The organism is Acutalibacter intestini, assembly GCF_034334985.1.
Taxonomy (GTDB): domain Bacteria; phylum Bacillota; class Clostridia; order Oscillospirales; family Acutalibacteraceae; genus Acutalibacter; species Acutalibacter intestini.
This window is the reverse complement of record NZ_JAWXXL010000052.1, coordinates 1-17,170: the sequence shown is the minus strand read 5'-3', so window position 1 is coordinate 17,170 and position 17,170 is coordinate 1. Positions and strand designations below refer to the sequence as shown.

Sequence of the window (17,170 nt, the reverse complement as noted above, 5' to 3'; positions counted from 1 at the left end):
CCTGGCTCGACAAATGTCGGAGACTCTGGAAAAACTGCGAACGTAAATTACAGAACTCTTTTCAAATGTTTTCTCTTGCCTTTATTCGTCTGCTCTTAAATAGATGCTAAACAGATTCTGAGAGGGGCTCTGGTTTATCTCGTTCATGCGGTCGATGTTCACTTGCAGGGAGTTCATAGCAGCCAGATTTTGCAGGGAGAAGTTCATGGGCTCGTAGATGCGGGAGACCACCAGCAGGAACAGGAAGAAGGTCACCAGGGACAGCCCGCCGCTCATCAGGCGCATACTGCCCACCAGCGCCACCGAGACGATTCCCAGCTTGAGAATCATTTGTGCCGGGACCACAAACATGGCCGAACCCAATTCGCTTTTGATGTGCCGTACCTCCAGTACGTCGATTTTCCGGCCCAGGCCGTCCAGGTATTTTCCCTCGGCTTTACAGCTTTTCAAGTCGCGGAGGGTTTCCAAGCACTCCTGCACCCCCTCTGCCACGGCAAGGTTTGCGGCGGTCTGCTTGCGTGTAAAGTGGTTTTGCGCTTTCTTGGAGAAACCTACAATTACCAGCGCAACTGGCAGTACCCAAAGGGCCGCAAGGGCCATCTGCCAGTCGTAGAACAGCAGGCTGGCGGCCACCAGGCAGGTGGAAATCACCGAACCGTAGAACTGTGGCACATAGTGTGAGAACATCTGCTCCGTTACCTGCACATCCCCCATAATGGTGTTTGTCAGGTCGGACAGGTCTTTCTTTCCGAAGAAAGAGAGCGGAAGCTGCCGCAGCTTCTCCGCCAGCCGGATGCGGCAGGCCCCGGATTCCCGGTAAGTAGAGAAGTAGGTGGCGTTGTATTTCCAGAACTCGGTGAGCCAGACCAGCACCAGCGCCCCGGCAATCCCCAGAACGTAAAGCATATATTGAGGTTGATCCTGGTTCAGAAAACTGCTCACCAGCAGATACAGCAGCCCCACCGGGAACATCAGTGCCAAGTCAGCCACGGCGCAGGCGGCGGTAGCTTTTACCAGCCCCTTCGCGCCCTCCCGGGAGAGGGCGAAACGTTTCATCAGTCGTTCAACCATGATTTACACCTACCTTCCAGTTTATTGAGGTCTGATAATCCCGCCACATCCTGGCGTAAAGCCCATCCTTTGCCAGGAGAGCGTCATGGGTTCCGCTCTCCTCCACCCGGCCGTCTCTCAGCGCAAAGACGCGGTCTGCGTTCCTAATCGTGGTCAGCCGGTGGGCAATCAGAATGACGGTCTTGCCCCTGGAGAGCCGCTCAAAGGCTTTCTGCACCAGCGCCTCGTTTTCCGGGTCTGCAAAGGCGGTGGCCTCGTCCAGAATGAGGATGGGCGCGTTTTTCAGCATGACCCGGGCAATGGCAATCCGCTGCTGCTCGCCGCCGGAGAGGTACACGCCCTTGGTTCCAACCACGGTGTCGATACCCTGGGGCAGCTTCTGGATGATGTCGTCGCATTGGGCCTCATGGAGTACCCGCTCTACCTCCTGCCGGGTGGCGTTGGGCTTAGACAGCCGCACATTTTCCAGAATGGAAGTTTTGAGCAATTTACTGTCCTGGAACACATAGGCAATCGCATCCGACAAGGCTTCCTGGGAGATGTCCCGCACGTTCCTCCCGCCGATTTTGACCGCCCCGCCGGTCACATCCCAAAACCGGGAGATAAGCCCCGCCACCGTGGTCTTGCCGCCGCCGGACGGTCCTACCAAGGCCATCGTTTCACCAGCCTCAACTTTGATAGATATATTCCTGATTGCATCCTCTGCACTGCCACTGTAACGGAAAGTCACGTTTTCCAGGGTAACAGAATTGTCCGCCAGTCGTTTACTGGCATGGGGGTCGGGCAGGGGCTCCGCGTCCAAAATGGAGTGAATGCGGCCCAGCGCGTCGGCCACGATCATGCCGTTCTCGCTCATATACATGACCTTGGACATGGCGGTGGAGATAATTGGCGTGAAAATCACGTAGAAGATAAAATTCAAGAGGATCGGCGCCACCGGCCCGCTGCCTGTCAGAATCAGCGCCAGCGCAATCAGGAACGCAAAGGCGCTGTTGATGAACACGGTGTACATCAGCATGGGGCCCCGGCACTTCTTGCAGTAGGCAATGCAGTATTTGTAGTACTTGTCGATGGTGCCCTTGAACCGGGCGAAGGAGTGGACGGTCTGCCCGAAAGTCTTGACCACCGGCACGCCCCGCACATACTCCACTGCCTCGTTGTTCATGTCCGCCAGGGCGTTTTGGTACTCCTTGATGTCCTTTGCCATCTGGGGGCCCACCATCTTAAACATGGCGGAAAATCCCAGCACAATGGGCAAAAGGCTGACCAGCCCGAACCGCCAGTCGAACAGGAACAGCAAAATGACCATGCAGATAGGCGTGGTGATCGCCGCCGACATATCGGGAAGCTGGTGGGCCAGATAGGTCTCGGTGGCGGCGCTGCTGTCGCCCACAATGCGGCGTATTTTGCCGCTGCCCATCTCGCCGATGAAGCCCAGGGGCAGCTTTGCGATATGGTCCATCAGCGCCTTGCGGATGTTCCCGGCGATACGGAAGGCCGAGAGATGGGAGCTCATCAGGGCGCAGAGGTAGACCAGGATGGACAGCAGGGCAAAGCCCACCGCCAGCCAGCCGTTCTGGACAACGTGCCCGGCCCGGGAAAAATCCGGGGCCACCGCAATGACCTCCCGGATAATGCGGAACAGGAACACGAAGGGGAACAGGGCCAGCACCGCGCTGACGGCGGACAGCAGCAGGGACAGGTAGGTCAGAAACCTGTGCCGCCCCGCGTAGCGCATGAGTTCCTTTAGATTGCTTTCTTTCTTCACATGGATACCTCCTTAGATGATTAGTTATAACTAACTATATGGCAAAAATAATAGGACCTAGTTAGCGTGCTAACTATTCTGTCCCATTATTTTTATCCAACCAGCAGTATAGAACTCCCTCAGCTTGGTGACAAACCGGACCGCCCGCTCCTTTGGCATATCATGCCGCAAAACCTCAAACATTCCCTCGAACATCCCGCTGGCGATCATATGGCACAGCTCCCGGTCCAGTTCGGGGACAGTATGCCCCAGGTCCTTCAGTACGTCGATATACCGGAAAGTGTATTCCACCTCGATGTCCACCATATTATGAATAAACTGCTCATAGGGGGTGCCGCTGCTACAACAGATCAGCAGCTTGAACGCGTCCCAGTGCTCATACATATAGTCGATCATCCAGTCCACGCAGGCCCCGGACTCCTGCCCCATATGAGCGGGCTGCTCCTCCTTGGGGAGCTGGGCAAAGTCCGTCTGGGCGGTCATGAACCGGCCCATGACCGCCGCCGCGCAGGGCTCCACCAGGGCGGCGAACAGGGCCTCCTTGCTGGAGTAGTAGCCGTAAAAGGCCCCAGTGGTCACTCCAGCGGACTTGACGATATTCCGCAGGGAGGCTCCCAGAAAGCCCTTTTCCAGGAACTCGGCCTGGGCGGCCTCATGAATTTTTTCAAGCGTAGAGTTGTCGTCCATTTCGCCCTCTTTATAACAGTGTGATATAACGATGTTATAATAGCACAAACAGGCGGCTCTGTCAAGTGTAAATGACAGAACTATCTTCCGGGCATACAATGGGCTGAGGGGTGTTCTCTGCCAGGGCCTCGGCCTTCGGCTAGCCGTAGATGCCGCTGGAAATCAGAGCGGCGCTTTTTTGCCAGTTTCAGCGACTCTGTATAGGCCCCAGGTGCAGCAGATCCCGACAGCGCTCCGGATTCCCGGGGTGATCGGCCGGCCCTGCCGCGTGAATGACATACTTTGCGGGCGGCGCAAATCCTGGAGTTATGACCGCCTCTCCCGTGCGAATGGGCGCAAAGAATACAGGCGGCATGGAAGATAGCCCCGCACACCCCGCCGCCCATGAGCAGGCCGGTGTTTGCGACGTTAATAATGGCGTCCACCTGCACTTTTGTGATGTCCTGCCGAACGATCTGAAACGGCATAGATCACTTCTCCCCGCGCAAATACGCCAGAATTTCCGCCGCGTTGGTATCCGGCTTCACCTTGGGCATGACCTTCTCGATTACGCCGTTTTCGTCAATGACAAACGTGGAGCGCACCACCCCCATGCTCACCTTTCCGTAATTTTTCTTTTCCTGCCACACGCCGTAGGCCTCGATTGCAAGGCGCTCCGGGTCGGAAAGAAGGATGAAGGGCAGGCTGTTTTTCTCCGCGAATTTCTGGTGAGAACGCACCGAATCCTTGCTCACGCCAATCACCACGGCATGGATGCTTTTGAACTCCTCATACGCCCCCGCGAAAGCGCAAGCCTGCCGGGTGCAACCAGGAGTGTTGTCCCGGGGGTAGAAGTAGAGCACCACTTTTTTGCCCGCGAAATCCGCCAGCGATACCATGTTTCCGTCCTTGTCAAGCAGGGTGAACTCAGGGGCTTTCATTCCAACTTCCAGCATTTTAGCGTCCTCCTTTGATGAATACATATACATTTTCTTTGGATAATTCTGGGTCAAAACAGTAGTCCAGATCCGCGAAATTGCGTATCTCTTTCGGATCCTCAATATCGTTTTCGGCAAGCCAACGTACCATCTGGCCCCGGGCTATTTTGCACATGGTTCCCTTTTCGAGAATCTTTCCGTCCAGCCACTCGCCGAATAAACAGGTTAACACGGAGCCCTCCGGGAGGTAGGGCATGACGGCCCGGCTGTACTCCTTTGACGCGAGATTCAGCACCCAGTCCCCTGCCAGCTCTTTTGCCAGACTGCCGCCCCAAAAGGCGTAGAGGTCTTTCGCGCCGTCCACTGACAATTTTGCCTGCATTTCTAATCGGTAAGGCGTCACGCCGTCGAAGGGACCTAGAACGCCATAAAAGCCAGATAAAATTCGCAAATGCTCCCGCAGGTACTCCAGCTGCCTGGAGGTCATCACGCCGGGCGCCATATAGCGGTACTGTATGCCCTCATAAGAGAGGATTGCCGGGGTCAGGTTTTGGCGCAAGTCCATGAATTTCAGGCGCGCGATGTTTAGCTGGGCAATACTGTCGTTGCACTTCCAAACGGTCTGCAATTCCTGGCTGGACATTGCTTGGAGCGCAGCCAGAAGCCGCTCGGTTTGGGGCAGGAATCTGGGCAGCCCCTCCACGGGGATGTTGTCCGTATCTACATTCATTTTCTTGGCGGGGGCGATGATGATTTTCATGGGAAAGTCCTTTTGGGTTTTCTATTATTATAGCACAGTTCGCCCGAGAAGAAAAGGACGATTGCCATTTTCGGGCGGTTGATGTATGCTGGATGCAAAGAGTGTTTCTGGGGACAATTTGCCAGGAAACGCCATAAACTCAACCTGCGCAATACGGTACTTAGAATTGTGCGGTATTGCCTTAACCGTTCCAACCGGGGGAACCGCCGGATTTCGCGCAATTTGGATCGCGACAATCAGCGGATAAAAATGTCTTTTTTGTATGCTTGAGTTCTTGCGTTGGAGACCCGGTGGCTTTGACATTCTTTGGGGTTTCGCACATGATTTTTGCGGCGTTGGCGCTCCAAAATCCGCTCTGCCGTGGCCCTAAGCCGGCTGGTATTGGGAATTACAGTCCATAAACACAACCTATGAAAGGTACTGCCTGGCAGCTGGAAGCCATACCTGCCACCACTCTTTTGTGGAATTGGTCCACGGGCTTTGCGGGCGGGTTCCTGGGTTTTATTCTGTATAATCTCCCGCTGAATACCGCCGCTCTGCGGCGTGATGGAAATCATATCCCTCTCCATCGTGTTATCTGCGTAGACATCAGCCCCGTGGTCCTGGCAGGGCTGCTCTCGTTTAAGGGCAATGAGCTGGCGATGCCTGCATCTGTAGGGCGCCGCGTCTTGAATTGCACCGGAAAATATGGTAAAATCATGGATAAAATATAATCCAAATCCAAGAAAGGAACCTGACCCATGAGAAAATACATAAACATATCATTTATATACGCTATAGCCGCCATTGTCTGCGGCGTTTTCTACCGCGAGTTCACAAAGCTAACCGGCTTTTCCGGAAAAACATCCCTCGCCTTTGCCCACACGCATATGTTTGTGCTTGGAATGGCTGTTTTCCTGATAATCGCGGGTTTCAGCGCCATAACGGACCTGACCGGGCAAAAGCAGTTCAAGCCCTTTATGCTGCTGTACAATACTGGTCTGCCTTTTATGGTTGCCATGCTCTTTGCCAGGGGCATCCCCCAGGCGCTGGAGATAGAGCTCTCCCCCGGGGCCTCCGCCGCTATATCCGGCATGGCGGGAATCGCCCATATCATTATGACTATCGCAGTCGTACTGCTTTTCATGGCGCTTCGGAACAGTCATGTCACCGCGCGGCCCTCTAAGTAAACGATTTTTATATCTCTTATCTTAGGCAAAACCTTCTTCAAGCAAGGTCCACTGAAAGTCCTCCCACAGCAGTCTGCTGCCCACATCCGTTCCTTCCGGCAGCAAGAACATCGCCACCTGATTTTCTATGCCGCCGCTGCTGGTCATATAGGCGTAGTCGCCGTTAATGGAATTCACCGTATAGTAAACCGGTTCCATTGATTCACACCTCCCCAATCTGCTCTCTGGTCAAATCCTTAACCCACTTAAACTTTCTAAACCTAAACATGACCCATGGTATCTTCCCCACCTCGTCTAGGCAGGTGCAGGCATAAACCGCCAGGGGGGACCAGTGGAACACGAAAGCCCCGGTGAACGCCAGGGGCACGGCAATGCACCACATGCAGACGATGAGGCTGTACATATCGAAAAGGGTGTCTCCGCCGCCATCCAGCACACCGTTGATCGTCACGGTGTTCACGCAGCGGCCTATCATGTAAATGGCCATAATGACCATCATGCCCCAAAGATACTCCCGGGCCTTGTCGGTAAGGGTGACCATGCCCACTGTAAGGGGGGTAACCGCCAGCACCAAAACGGTTGAGAGCAGGCCGATCACATAGGAAAGGTTCTTCAGGCGTATGCCGTAGGCTTTCCCTCTCTCAAGATTCCCGGCGCCCAGCTCATTGCCCACCATGATGCCCGCGGCGCTGCCGATACCGTTACACAGGCAGCAGATCAAATCCCTTACCACCGCCGATATGGAGTTAGCCGCAGCGGCATCGCTGCCCATATGCCCGATGATAGCGGTATAGGAGGTAAAGCCTACGCCCCAGCACAGGGAGCCGCCTATCAGTGGCAGAGCCTGGCGGGCAAAGTCGGCGTTAAGCTGCCTGGGAAGCCTGAAAAACCGCCCCAGCGCGGGCCGCACAAAACCGGGCTTTAGGGTTAGGAGCAGGCAAAGCAGCAGCTCCACAGCCCGGGAAATCGTGGTGGCCAGGGCGGCGCCCCTAGCCTGCATCCTGGGCAGGCCAAAAAGCCCAAAGATAAAGACAGCGTTCAAAATCACATTCATCATAACGGCGCTGGAACTGATCAGCGCCCCCAGCTTAACGTGGTCCGTAACCTTCATGGCAGTGAGATAGCACTGGGATATGCCTGTGAGAAGATAAGACCAGCCGGCAATTTGAAGGTATGTGCTGCCAATGGCAACAAGCTCTGGGTCAGCGGTAAAAATCCCCATAAGCATTCCCGGAACCAGCTCGCAGGCCAGGAAAAACAGCACCGACACCAGCCCCGAGTACCGAAGCATCATATTAAATAGATCCTCAAGGGTGTACCTGTCTCCCTTCCCCCAGTATTGCGCTCCCAAAATGGCGCCAGCCCCCGCGATAGCTCCAATGAACATATTCTGGATAAACTGTATCTGTGTTGCCAGTGACACCGCCGTCATCTCCGCCTGGGCCACCGTACCCAGCATTAAAGCGTCGGCAGCGGCCACCAGTGCCAGCATCAGGCTCTGCATGGCGATTGGCAGGGTGAGGCGAAAAAGGTCCTTATTGAATTTTCTTTTGTCTATCATTGGTTTTACTTCCCCTTTTTGTTACTGACTCCATATTATAGAGACAAACATAGGGTTTGTCAATGATGACGTTTTGCCTTGTGGTACTCTTTTTACCACGCCTTCCGGCATGCGTTGCCGCAAAACCGCCGCTTTGCAAGGTGAGCTTTCTAAAACGCTGGAAGCCACGGCAAACGCTGAAAAGTTTATGAAAGTGGTAGGCAGGTACACCGGCTTTGAGGAACGCATCCCTACCCTGTTGCGGGAGTTTGTGGAGAAAATCGTAATCCACGAATCGGAAGCCCTTGATGGGAAACGCCGGGGGAAGCTCCGCAGACAGGAAATCGAAATCTATGATTCTTTTGCCGGCAAGGTAGAGCTGCCCGACTAAAGCCGTTCCCTGTCCGGCAGTCAGCCGGGACAGGGAACGGTAAATTTTATCAAAAAAGCGCGCCGCAGATTTCACGTCTGCGGCGCGCCTTTTGAAGATAAGCGGATGCTCCGATGTTTCAGGAGTTAGGGCTTGTTTGAAAAATCGAAAACGTCGTCTTTTTTGCCATAAGAGGCCACTTTCTACGTCGAAAATCCTCGTCAATCGCCAGAGTGACGTAGTTAGCGCAGCTAACTACAGCGGTTCTTCTCCTTGAAATTGTCCCCTTCTGGCCCAAAAATTCGTCATTTCCTCTATTTTCAAACAAGCCCTAGATTGGAGCAGAAGAATATTGCCAGGACAACACGGTTTTCATGGACTAAAACCGTCGAGAACTTGAATCATAACCTTTCTCGCCTCCTTAACACCGTTGGGGGACACTGTAGTTATACCGGTACGTATACCATTCAGGGAAACCGTTGTGAGGCACTCGCCCTTCTCGTCGTCAACCTTCACAATCAGTGCCTCAAGTCCATTGGGGGCAACGTAGGTCTCCTTCTCTATCTCTACACCTCTTTTAAAGTCTCCACTCAAATCATAATAATAAGCGCGTATTACGCGACTTCTCGAGCTCTGTTGTGCCGATGCGGCCGGTATATATTACTTGGTCCACATGAATTTCAACTTCTCCGATCTGATAGTCCCCATATACACCGATTTCCCGCAAGCCCGTTTCAACCAGAATCGCAAACCGACGAATATTGTACGGATTGTCAAGCTCAGAGTAAGGAATCTCAGCGGCGGAGGCATCAAGCACCGGGGTGTTCATCAGCTCCAGCCCCACGAATTCCTCTACCTTTTCCCATGAATCAAAGGTTGGGCGTTCTGGATTAAAGGTGAAGTATTCGGAACTCGGGCCTTCCAGAGCCTTGAGTTCATCAGACAGAATGTCCACGGGATAATAGGTGATTTCCCCCCTAGACAGCGAAAACACTCCATTGGGCTCTTTCGTAACCTCTATTGTCTCTGTTTGGAAGAACGATCCAACCGCCGCTACCGCGCCTACTGTACATACCATCAACAGTACGACCACTGCCACACCTACAGCGATTCGTTTCCAATTTTTCACGGGTGTTCCCCTCCTTATGTCATTCTGGAGGAGTTCTTCCAGAAGTGCCTTCTCCCTCTCTGGACCAGGGGTCAGCGCATGGAACATTCTGTTCAACGCATGTCGCTTCATAACCATCTTCCTCCAGTTTCAATTTCAGTTTCTTTCTTGCCTGGACCAGCCTGGAACGCACGGTAGAGGGATTCTCCTCTAAAAATCCCGGCGATCTCTCCGGTGGTGTAGCCCTGGTAGTAATGCAGGTAGAGCACCAACCGGTGGGGTTTCGAGAGCGCCGCTACCGGATCCCACACCTGCCGGTCTTCCGGCTGTTCCCAGGGGAGAGACTCCAGTGCCTCACTGTCTGCCCTCCGGCTACGCCACCAGTGCTTTTTTGTTTACGCACTTTCGTGTAAACTCATGGGAAAGGGAGTGTGAAAAAATGAACATCTATGGCTACATCCGTGTTTCCAGTACAGACCAGAATGAGGACAGACAGCGGATCGCGATGGACACAAAAAATGTACCGCGAAAAAACCTCTTCATGGACAAGCAGTCCGGAAAAGATTTCGAGCGCCAACAGTACAAGAAGCTTGTAAAAAAATTGCGGCAGGGAGATTTGCTTTACATAAAAAGCATCGACCGGCTGGGGCGCAATTACAAAGAAGTCCAAGAGCAGTGGCGCGTCCTCACCAAAGAAAAAGGCGTGGACATCTGTGTCATCGACATGCCCCTGCTGGATACCCGCACGGCAAAAGACCTGATGGGCACGTTTATCGCCGACCTGGTGCTGCAAATTTTGTCCTTTGTGGCGGAAAGCGAACGGGACAACATCCGCCAGCGGCAGGCCGAGGGAATCGCTGCCGCCAAAGCCAGAGGAGTACGCTTTGGCAGGCCGCCCCGCCCTCTGCCAGAGAATTTCTGGGCCATTCGCCACGCTTGGAAACGGAAGGAGCTCACCCTGCACCAAGCCGCACAAGCCTGCGGGATGCCTGACACAACTTTCTATGACACGGTGAAAAGAGTCGATATGGATGAAGCTAATTCACAAGAATAAAGGCACTTCGGAAAGGTGCAGATCATCGGAACGCATCATAAAATACTCACCCTGCACGGTGGTGTCCAGCATCTCCATGCCGTGGACAGACCAGCCAAATTCTGGGGAAATCACGTCGCACCCCCGCATTTTGATGTTCGCGCACTCCCGCAGAGCCTTGATGCCGTGGAGCTTCGAGTGGGCAATCTCCATGTTCCGGGAGTACCAGATAGCGGCGCGGCACATTTCGGTCATTTCAGCATCGGTGATCTTCACACTGTCATCGTGCCAGAAGGGGTAGCGCAGGTTGAAGAAGCAGTTCTCCAGCTCCACATTGCGGCTCTCCTTAAGGGCGCTTTCCCCGTCAGCAGGGCCGTCAAAGCGGCAGTTTTTCAGCAGCAGGCCGTCAGAATTGTAAAGGGCGCGCTCTATATCAAAAGTTTTGTTTCGATGATTTCTTTCATGGAAGGTTCTTCCTTTCTGAATCAAATATTGTTCTTCCTGATTTGATAGAGCAGATAGTCCAGGCAGTCCTTATTTTTGTGGATGAGTTCCGCCAGGTGCGTGGCCATTTTGGGGCGGAGTTCCTCTGTCCCATGTGCAGGGCGATAACGTAGATGCCCTGGAAGTCCGCGTCCATCGTGCCGTCCTCATGAACGTATTCCTCGATGAACGCCCGGCGCACATTCTCATACACTTCCCGGTAGTGGGCGGCATCGTCCTCTTTGCCGAGAATACGTGCGATCTCCACCATGTTCCTGGCACTGAACGCATAGTAGGCCGGGGCCACCACGCCCATAGTCGCCAGGGCTGTGTTGCCCATTGCCATGCCGTCCTTGTCCAGCACCTCGAAGTGCTCCAGGGTGATTTTCAGTCCCGCCGGGGCGGTGACAGTCTGCTCGGTAAAGCCTGCCAGAGTTTGGCCCGCGTCTGCGATGATATCGCTATTGGGGGCGGTAAACACACGCTCCGGGTGGAATATCCTGACAGGGCGCACCGGGGGCATGGGCTGGCCCATGAGATGGCTTTTGTCGTAAGCTTTTTTGATAACAGGAGTCCAGCCGCTGTCGTCAAAGCCGGGGCAGTCCCAGCCGGCCTGCTCCAAATCGGCGTCGTACTTTTCCCCCACAAACAGGTCGGAGAACACGATAGGCCCGGTGATGTGCTCCCTTGTCCCGTCCATGTACGCGATGTCCATATCCAACAGCAGGGCCGTGGTGTCGCCGTGCTGGCAGCAGTCGCCAGTAGTGCCCACCCGGCCTGCCCACCAGCCGTCTGCCAGCACCACGCCCAGGGCGTTTTCACCGCTCTGGAGCAAAGCCGTCATGTCATAGGTCTGGTAGTAGAGCAGCTTGTGGTAAGCCGTGTTTTCCGGGGCAAGCTCCCGGTGGTCCGGGCGCTGGCCGTTGACGGTCAGCCTGTAGAGCCCATGGGCTGTGGCGTAGACACGCGCCCGCTTGACAGCCTTGCCAATCGTGAAGGGGACGCGCACATACTGGGCGGGGCGGAATTCTTCAAAGGTGCGGCTGCCGTCTGCGTTCCGCGGCGTAATATCTCCCGCCTCCGCGCCCTCCCGGTTTGTGACCATGCTGGATGGAGTGGGCTCCTGCACCGGCTCCACCCAGGAGGAGGCGAAGGGCACACCCATGCGCCCGGTCTCAAAATGGCTCTCGATTTGAGCCGTGCGGCCATAATTATCGGTAACTTCCACTCTCATCGATAGCGGGTCACGGGCTGGGCTGTAAATCCGGGTACGGTGACTTCAACGCTCTGGGCACTTTCCACCCTGCCGGTGTCGGCCGCTTTTTCACCTTCCGCCGCAAGGGTAAGCCGGTAAGCGGTCTGTACCGTGCTGTTTCTGTCGCTGTGGAGCTTTCAGCCAAAGCGGGGCTGGGGCACGTCCATGCCTGAAGGCTCGTGCTGATGTTCTACCACCAGGTCAGTGAGCCATAGGCGGTCTGCTTTATACATATTGGGGCCTCCTTTGTTGAAAAAACCTTGTATTTGCTAAAAGTATAGCATGGGAAGAAACCTATGTCAAATGCAAAATAAGCAGAGAAATATATGCTTTTTGGGTATATCATGCTATGCCTACAAAGTCTTTGATTTCTCCTTCGCCACCTGCTACAATAGAGAAAACAGAAGGAGGAAAGCCTATAAAAATTTTGATACTGAACGGCAGCCCGCGGCCCAAGGGCAACACCGCGGCTATGGCTGCCGCCTACGCCGAGGGTGCACGGGAGGCAGGGCATGAAGTCAACATTGTAGACGTGTGCAAAAAGAAAATCGCCGGATGTCTGGCCTGCGAATACTGCCACACGAAAGGCAAAGGCAAGTGCGTCCAGCAGGATGATATGCAGGAGGTCTACCCGCTTATGGAGGAGACTGAGATGATCGTGCTGGCCTCGCCCATCTATTACCATAGCTTTACTGGGCAGCTCCAGTGTGCCATTAACCGCATTTACGCGCTGGATAAGCCCAAGAGCCTCAAAAAGGCGGCGTTGATTCTCAGCTCCGGCAGCAACCATGTGTACTGCGGCGCGTTCTATGAGTACCAAAGCTCATTCCTCAACGATCTGCACCTGGAGGATATGGGAATCTTTACCGCCTATGGCACAGAGAACAAGTCGGAAGAAAAGCTGGCAGAACTCCGGGAAGCCGGACGGAAATTACAATAAACAGGAGGTTTTTCACATGGATTACAGAAAATTGCCCCACGGAAACCAGCAGATCAGCGTCATCGGCCTGGGCGGCGGCAGTCTGCCCGAGGACATTGAAAAGGCAGCGGAAATCGTCAGCGCTGCCATTGACAACGGGATCAACTTCTTTGATTTGGCCCCGTCCTATCAGCCGCCATTCTACGCTTTTGCCAAAGCTTTCGCCGGGCGGCGGGACAAGGTGCTCACGCAGATGCACTTCGGTGCGGTCTACAAGGACGGCAAGTACGGATGGACCCAGGACTTAGACAAAATCAAAGAGCAGATCGCCTGGAACTTCGGGACCATCGGCACGGATTACACGGATTTCGGCTTTCTGCACTGCATCGACACCCACGAGGATTTGGACAAGGCCCTGGCCCCGGGCGGGGTGTGGGAGTACATGAAGTCGCTGAAAGCAGAGGGGAAAATCCGGCATTTGGGATTTTCCTCCCACGAGCCGGGCATCGCCCGCCGCCTGCTGGAAACAGGTTTGGTTGACCTGTTCATGTTCAGCATCAACCCGGCCTATGACTACCAGAAGGGCGAGTATGCCAAGGGGGAGGTTGCCGAGCGGCTGGAGCTTTACCGGGACTGTGAGAAGGCTGGCGTGGGTATCTCTGTGATGAAGCCCTTTGCGGGCGGCCAGCTGCTGGACGAAAAGACTTCCCTCTTTGGCCGGACGCTCACCCATACCCAGTGCATCCAGTACGCCCTGGACCGCCCCGCCGTGCTGACGGTGCTGCCCGGTGTGCGCAGCTTGGAGGACTTGCAGACAGCCTTACATTATGTGGACTCCACCCCCGAGGAGCGGGATTACTTCGTCATCGGCGAGTTCACGCCCAAGAGTGCGGAGGGCATCTGCGTGTACTGCAACCACTGCCAGCCCTGCCCCAAGGGCTTGAATGTGGGGCTTATCAACAAATATTACGATCTGGCTATGGCCGGGGACGAGCTGGCAAAAGGCCACTATGAAAAGCTGTCCCTTCACGCTGGCGACTGCGTGAAGTGCGGGCACTGTGAGAGCCGGTGCCCCTTCCATGTGAAGCAGGAGGCGAGGATGGAGGGAATTGCCGGATATTTTGGGAAATAAGCCTTGACATGGAGTAGGCTCTAATTTGTATAATATGGGAAAATCGGAAAGGAAAGATACGCTATGAAAAACTTTGGTTTTGGCCTGATGCGCCTGCCCACCACAGACCCGGCAAACGCGGGCGCCATCGACGTGGAGCAGGTCAAGAAGATGGTAGACCTTTTCATCGAAAAAGGCTTCACCTACTTCGACACCGCCTGGATGTACTGCGGCTTCCAGAGCGAGCCCACGGTAAAGGAGGTCCTCACCAGCCGCCACCCCAGAAACAAGTTCACTCTGGCGACAAAGCTGAACGCGGCCTTTTTTGATTCCCTGGAGGGCAGGGATGAGATTTTCAACCAGCAGTTGGAAAAGACAGAAGCGGGCTATTTCGACTATTACCTGCTCCACGGCATCGACGGAAATTCCTATCCCAAATTCGAGAAGTTCGACTGCTTTCACTGGATGATGGAGAAAAAGGCCCAGGGCCTGATAAAAAGCCCCGGCTTCTCCGTCCATGGCGACGCCCCGCTGCTGGACGAGATTCTGACCAAGCACCCGGAGATGGAGTTTGTCCAGCTTCAAATCAACTACCTGGACTGGGACAGCCAGTGGATACAGTCCAAGGCTTGCTATGAGACAGCGGTGAAACACAACAAGCCCGTCATTGTTATGGAGCCGGTCAAGGGCGGCACGTTGGCAAGGGTGCCGGAGGATGTGGAGAAGCTCTTTAAGGAGCACGCGCCCAATGCCTCGCCCGCCTCTTGGGCCGTGCGGTTCGCCGCCAGCCTGCCCGGCGTGATGATGGTGCTTTCCGGGATGAGCAATCTTGCACAAATGGAGGACAATCTCAGCTTTATGGAGAACTTCCAGCCGCTGACTGGGGAAGAAAAAGCGGTGGTGTTCAAGGCGGCGGAGATTATCAACAGCCAAATCGCCGTGCCCTGCACCGGCTGCTCTTACTGCACCGAGGGCTGCCCTCAAAAAATCGCCATCCCACAATACTTCTCCATGTACAATGAGGATATGCGGGAGCATCTGGAGGAGAAAGGCTGGACGGTGAACTTCAACAATTACGCCCAGCTGGCCCAAAAGTTTGGCAAGGCAAAGGACTGCATTGCCTGCGGCCAGTGCGAAGAGATGCGCCCCCAGCATTTGCCCATCATTGAGAAGCTGAAAGAGGTTTCTGCGCATTTTGACCGCTAAATTTCTATAAATTCAGCAGAAAGAGAACATACAGGCCATGCGCATTCCGCTCAACCTATCAAGATAAGGAGATTACACTATGAGCAACCCCACCGCCCCAAAAGAAAACCCCATGGGATATGCTCCCATGGCCAGGCTCGTTCTGACCACGGGCATCCCGCTGATGCTCAGCCTGCTCATCAATTCCCTCTACAATTTTGTGGATTCCGTTTTCGTTTCTCGAGTATCTGAGGAGGCTCTGACCGCCCTCTCCCTGGCGGCGCCGATCCAGACGCTGGTGTCGGCTCTGGGGCTGGGGAACGCGGTGGGGCTGAACGCCGTCATCTCGAAAGCCCTGGGCGAACGCCGCCCGGAAAGGGTGCGCAAGGCCGCGGACGCCGCTATCTTCATCGCGCTATGCTCCTGGGGCCTGATTGTGGTGATGTGTCTGGCGCTGGTGGGGCCATACTTCAACTGGCAGTCCGGCGGCAACGAGGGCATTGCGAAATATGGGAGGGATTACCTGACCATCTGTATGCTGTTCTCCTTCGGTCAGATGGGTCAGTGGGTATTCGACCGGTTTGTCATTGCCAGCGGACGTTCCAGCCTGTTCCTGTTCACCCTTTCGGCGGCGTCCGTCACCAACCTGATTTTAGACCCTATCTTTATCTTTGGCTATTTCGGCCTGCCCCGAATGGAAACCATGGGCGCGGCCATCGCCACGGTGATTGGCCAGTGTATGGGAATGCTGGCGGGGATTTTCATCAACCGCCGGTGGAACCCGGAAATCCCCTTTGGCTTCACTTTGCGCCCGGATGTTGGCAGCGTGAAAGCCATCTTGAAGGTGGGGGTACCGTCCACCTTGGTGCAGGTGCTGACATCCTTTGTCAGTATGGTGATGAACACGATCCTGTTGGGGTTTTCCTCCACAGCGGTGGCAGTATATGGCGTGTGCATTCGCATTTTCGGCATATCCACCGTAGGTGTGCATGGCATTGACAACGGCCTGATCCCCATCGTGGCCTACAATTATGGCGCGGGGAAAAAAGAGCGCATCTCCCAGGCGGTAAAGTGGGCGATGATCTACTCCGCGTTATTCTTTCTGTTGTTCTTTGCGGTGCTGGAAATTGCCCCCGCGCTGGTACTGCAAATTTTTGAAACCTCTGAGCATATGCGCCAGATTGCCGTGCCTGCCCTGCGCATTCTGACCGTGTCCTGGCTGGTATCGATCCCAAGCCTGGTGCTGGCGGCGTCCTTCCAGGGATTCTCCCTGGGGACTTACAGCATGGTGCTGACCATGACCCGGCAGGCCATACTGCCAGTAGCTTTCGCGCTGATTTTACAGCTTTTCGGCAGCTTGAATCTGATCTGGCTTGGGTTCATTCTGGCGGAATTAGCGGGGATTCCCTTGGCGCTGATTTTGTGGAAAAAGGCTTGGCGCAGAGTCTTTTAGGTGAGAAGAGAAAGAAGCTGGCGGTTAAAAGATTTCATAACCGCCAGCTTCTTTCTTTTTGCCTCTTTAATCCCCGTTTCTTCCAGTACACCCCATGGAACAAGCACCCCATCAAAGTGGACGCCCCAGCCAGCGCGTAGGTCAGCACATATTACTTTCGAAAGAAAAGCTAGGAAAGCGGGGGCAGGAGTGGTAAAATGGAAGGTATGGAATACATCGACTTGAGGAAAGTAGGGAGAGAGGGACTCAAGGAGATACGCAGGCAGGTAGTACGGCTCAAGGAAATGGGGAAAACGGGAAAAGAAATTGAGGAATTAACCGGTGTACGCCAGAATCGCGCG

General features: G+C 54.6%; 17 protein-coding genes and 3 pseudogenes. 8 read left to right on the top strand and 12 right to left on the bottom strand.

Annotated features, from left to right (window positions below):
• Positions 1-110: pseudogene (locus U8U68_RS19990) on the top strand (IS5/IS1182 family transposase); the annotation flags it as partial.
• On the opposite strand, the gene U8U68_RS19985 reads toward U8U68_RS19990, so the two are convergent.
• From U8U68_RS19985 to yaaA, 6 genes are all read right to left on the bottom strand, one after another.
• Positions 82-1,071 (bottom strand): ABC transporter transmembrane domain-containing protein, encoded by a 990-nt coding sequence (locus U8U68_RS19985; protein WP_322203962.1) that lies wholly within the window; start codon positions 1,069-1,071, stop codon positions 82-84. The pseudogene U8U68_RS19990 and the gene U8U68_RS19985 sit on opposite strands and share 29 nt — an antisense overlap.
• Complete coding sequence (locus U8U68_RS19980; RefSeq protein ID WP_322203960.1) at positions 1,064-2,839, bottom strand: ABC transporter ATP-binding protein; 1,776 nt, start codon at positions 2,837-2,839, stop codon at positions 1,064-1,066. The genes U8U68_RS19985 and U8U68_RS19980 overlap by 8 nt, the downstream gene beginning before the upstream one ends.
• Before the next feature lie 69 nt (positions 2,840-2,908).
• Positions 2,909-3,526 (bottom strand): TetR/AcrR family transcriptional regulator, encoded by a 618-nt coding sequence (locus U8U68_RS19975; protein WP_322203959.1) that lies wholly within the window; start codon positions 3,524-3,526, stop codon positions 2,909-2,911.
• Positions 3,527-3,713: 187 nt separating this feature from the next.
• The gene (locus tag U8U68_RS19970) at positions 3,714-3,881 is read right to left on the bottom strand and encodes a macro domain-containing protein (protein ID WP_322203957.1); all 168 of its coding nucleotides are present in this window, start codon (positions 3,879-3,881) and stop codon (positions 3,714-3,716) included.
• A gap of 115 nt (positions 3,882-3,996) precedes the next feature.
• Positions 3,997-4,461 carry a thioredoxin-dependent thiol peroxidase gene (gene bcp, locus U8U68_RS19965; protein WP_322203955.1) on the bottom strand — a complete coding sequence of 155 codons (465 nt, stop codon included), beginning with the start codon at positions 4,459-4,461 and terminating at the stop codon, positions 3,997-3,999.
• Between the two features lies 1 nt (position 4,462).
• Entirely contained in the window at positions 4,463-5,203 is a 741-nt protein-coding gene (gene yaaA, locus U8U68_RS19960; protein ID WP_322203953.1) for a peroxide stress protein YaaA, read from the bottom strand.
• Between the two features lie 740 nt (positions 5,204-5,943).
• Between yaaA and U8U68_RS19955 the strand changes: the two genes are divergently transcribed.
• Positions 5,944-6,372 carry a DUF2871 domain-containing protein gene (locus U8U68_RS19955; RefSeq protein ID WP_322203951.1) on the top strand — a complete coding sequence of 143 codons (429 nt, stop codon included), beginning with the start codon at positions 5,944-5,946 and terminating at the stop codon, positions 6,370-6,372.
• 21 nt (positions 6,373-6,393) lie between these two features.
• Here U8U68_RS19955 and U8U68_RS19950 read toward each other — a convergent pair whose 3' ends face one another.
• Complete coding sequence (locus tag U8U68_RS19950) at positions 6,394-6,570, bottom strand: hypothetical protein (RefSeq protein ID WP_322203949.1); 177 nt, start codon at positions 6,568-6,570, stop codon at positions 6,394-6,396.
• A gap of 4 nt (positions 6,571-6,574) precedes the next feature.
• Positions 6,575-7,933: an MATE family efflux transporter gene (locus U8U68_RS19945; protein ID WP_322203947.1), complete on the bottom strand. Its 1,359-nt coding sequence runs from the start codon at positions 7,931-7,933 to the stop codon at positions 6,575-6,577.
• A 121-nt stretch (positions 7,934-8,054) separates the two neighbouring features.
• Here U8U68_RS19945 and U8U68_RS19940 point away from each other — a divergent pair.
• Positions 8,055-8,303: pseudogene (locus U8U68_RS19940) on the top strand (DUF4368 domain-containing protein); the annotation flags it as partial.
• Between the two features lie 574 nt (positions 8,304-8,877).
• Here U8U68_RS19940 and U8U68_RS19935 read toward each other — a convergent pair.
• Positions 8,878-9,522 (bottom strand): hypothetical protein, encoded by a 645-nt coding sequence (locus U8U68_RS19935; protein ID WP_322203945.1) that lies wholly within the window; start codon positions 9,520-9,522, stop codon positions 8,878-8,880.
• A 307-nt stretch (positions 9,523-9,829) separates the two neighbouring features.
• Between U8U68_RS19935 and U8U68_RS19930 the strand changes: the two genes are divergently transcribed.
• The gene (locus U8U68_RS19930; RefSeq protein WP_322203943.1) at positions 9,830-10,444 is read left to right on the top strand and encodes a recombinase family protein; all 615 of its coding nucleotides are present in this window, start codon (positions 9,830-9,832) and stop codon (positions 10,442-10,444) included.
• On the opposite strand, the gene U8U68_RS19925 is transcribed toward U8U68_RS19930, so the two are convergent.
• The 3 genes and pseudogenes from U8U68_RS19925 to U8U68_RS22815 form a co-directional block, all read right to left on the bottom strand.
• A complete protein-coding gene (locus U8U68_RS19925; protein ID WP_322203941.1) occupies positions 10,433-10,912 on the bottom strand; it encodes a DUF3737 family protein in 480 nt (159 codons plus the stop codon). The genes U8U68_RS19930 and U8U68_RS19925 overlap by 12 nt on opposite strands.
• Positions 10,884-12,140 (bottom strand): family 78 glycoside hydrolase catalytic domain, encoded by a 1,257-nt coding sequence (locus U8U68_RS19920; protein WP_322203939.1) that lies wholly within the window; start codon positions 12,138-12,140, stop codon positions 10,884-10,886. The genes U8U68_RS19925 and U8U68_RS19920 overlap by 29 nt, the downstream gene beginning before the upstream one ends.
• Positions 12,137-12,286, bottom strand: a pseudogene (locus U8U68_RS22815) (glycoside hydrolase family 78 protein); the annotation flags it as partial. The pseudogene U8U68_RS22815 and the gene U8U68_RS19920, both read right to left, overlap by 4 nt.
• A 302-nt stretch (positions 12,287-12,588) precedes the next feature.
• Here U8U68_RS22815 and U8U68_RS19915 point away from each other — a divergent pair.
• The 4 genes from U8U68_RS19915 to U8U68_RS19900 all read left to right on the top strand — a co-directional run bounded on the left by U8U68_RS19915 (position 12,589) and on the right by U8U68_RS19900 (position 16,829).
• On the top strand, positions 12,589-13,101 hold the full coding sequence (locus U8U68_RS19915; RefSeq protein WP_322203937.1) for a flavodoxin family protein: 513 nt from the start codon (positions 12,589-12,591) through the stop codon (positions 13,099-13,101).
• A 16-nt stretch (positions 13,102-13,117) separates the two neighbouring features.
• Positions 13,118-14,212: an aldo/keto reductase gene (locus U8U68_RS19910; protein WP_322203935.1), complete on the top strand. Its 1,095-nt coding sequence runs from the start codon at positions 13,118-13,120 to the stop codon at positions 14,210-14,212.
• A 63-nt stretch (positions 14,213-14,275) separates the two neighbouring features.
• Complete coding sequence (locus tag U8U68_RS19905) at positions 14,276-15,397, top strand: aldo/keto reductase (RefSeq protein WP_322203933.1); 1,122 nt, start codon at positions 14,276-14,278, stop codon at positions 15,395-15,397.
• A 79-nt stretch (positions 15,398-15,476) separates the two neighbouring features.
• Positions 15,477-16,829 carry an MATE family efflux transporter gene (locus tag U8U68_RS19900; protein WP_322203931.1) on the top strand — a complete coding sequence of 451 codons (1,353 nt, stop codon included), beginning with the start codon at positions 15,477-15,479 and terminating at the stop codon, positions 16,827-16,829.
• Positions 16,830-17,170 lie beyond the last annotated feature (341 nt).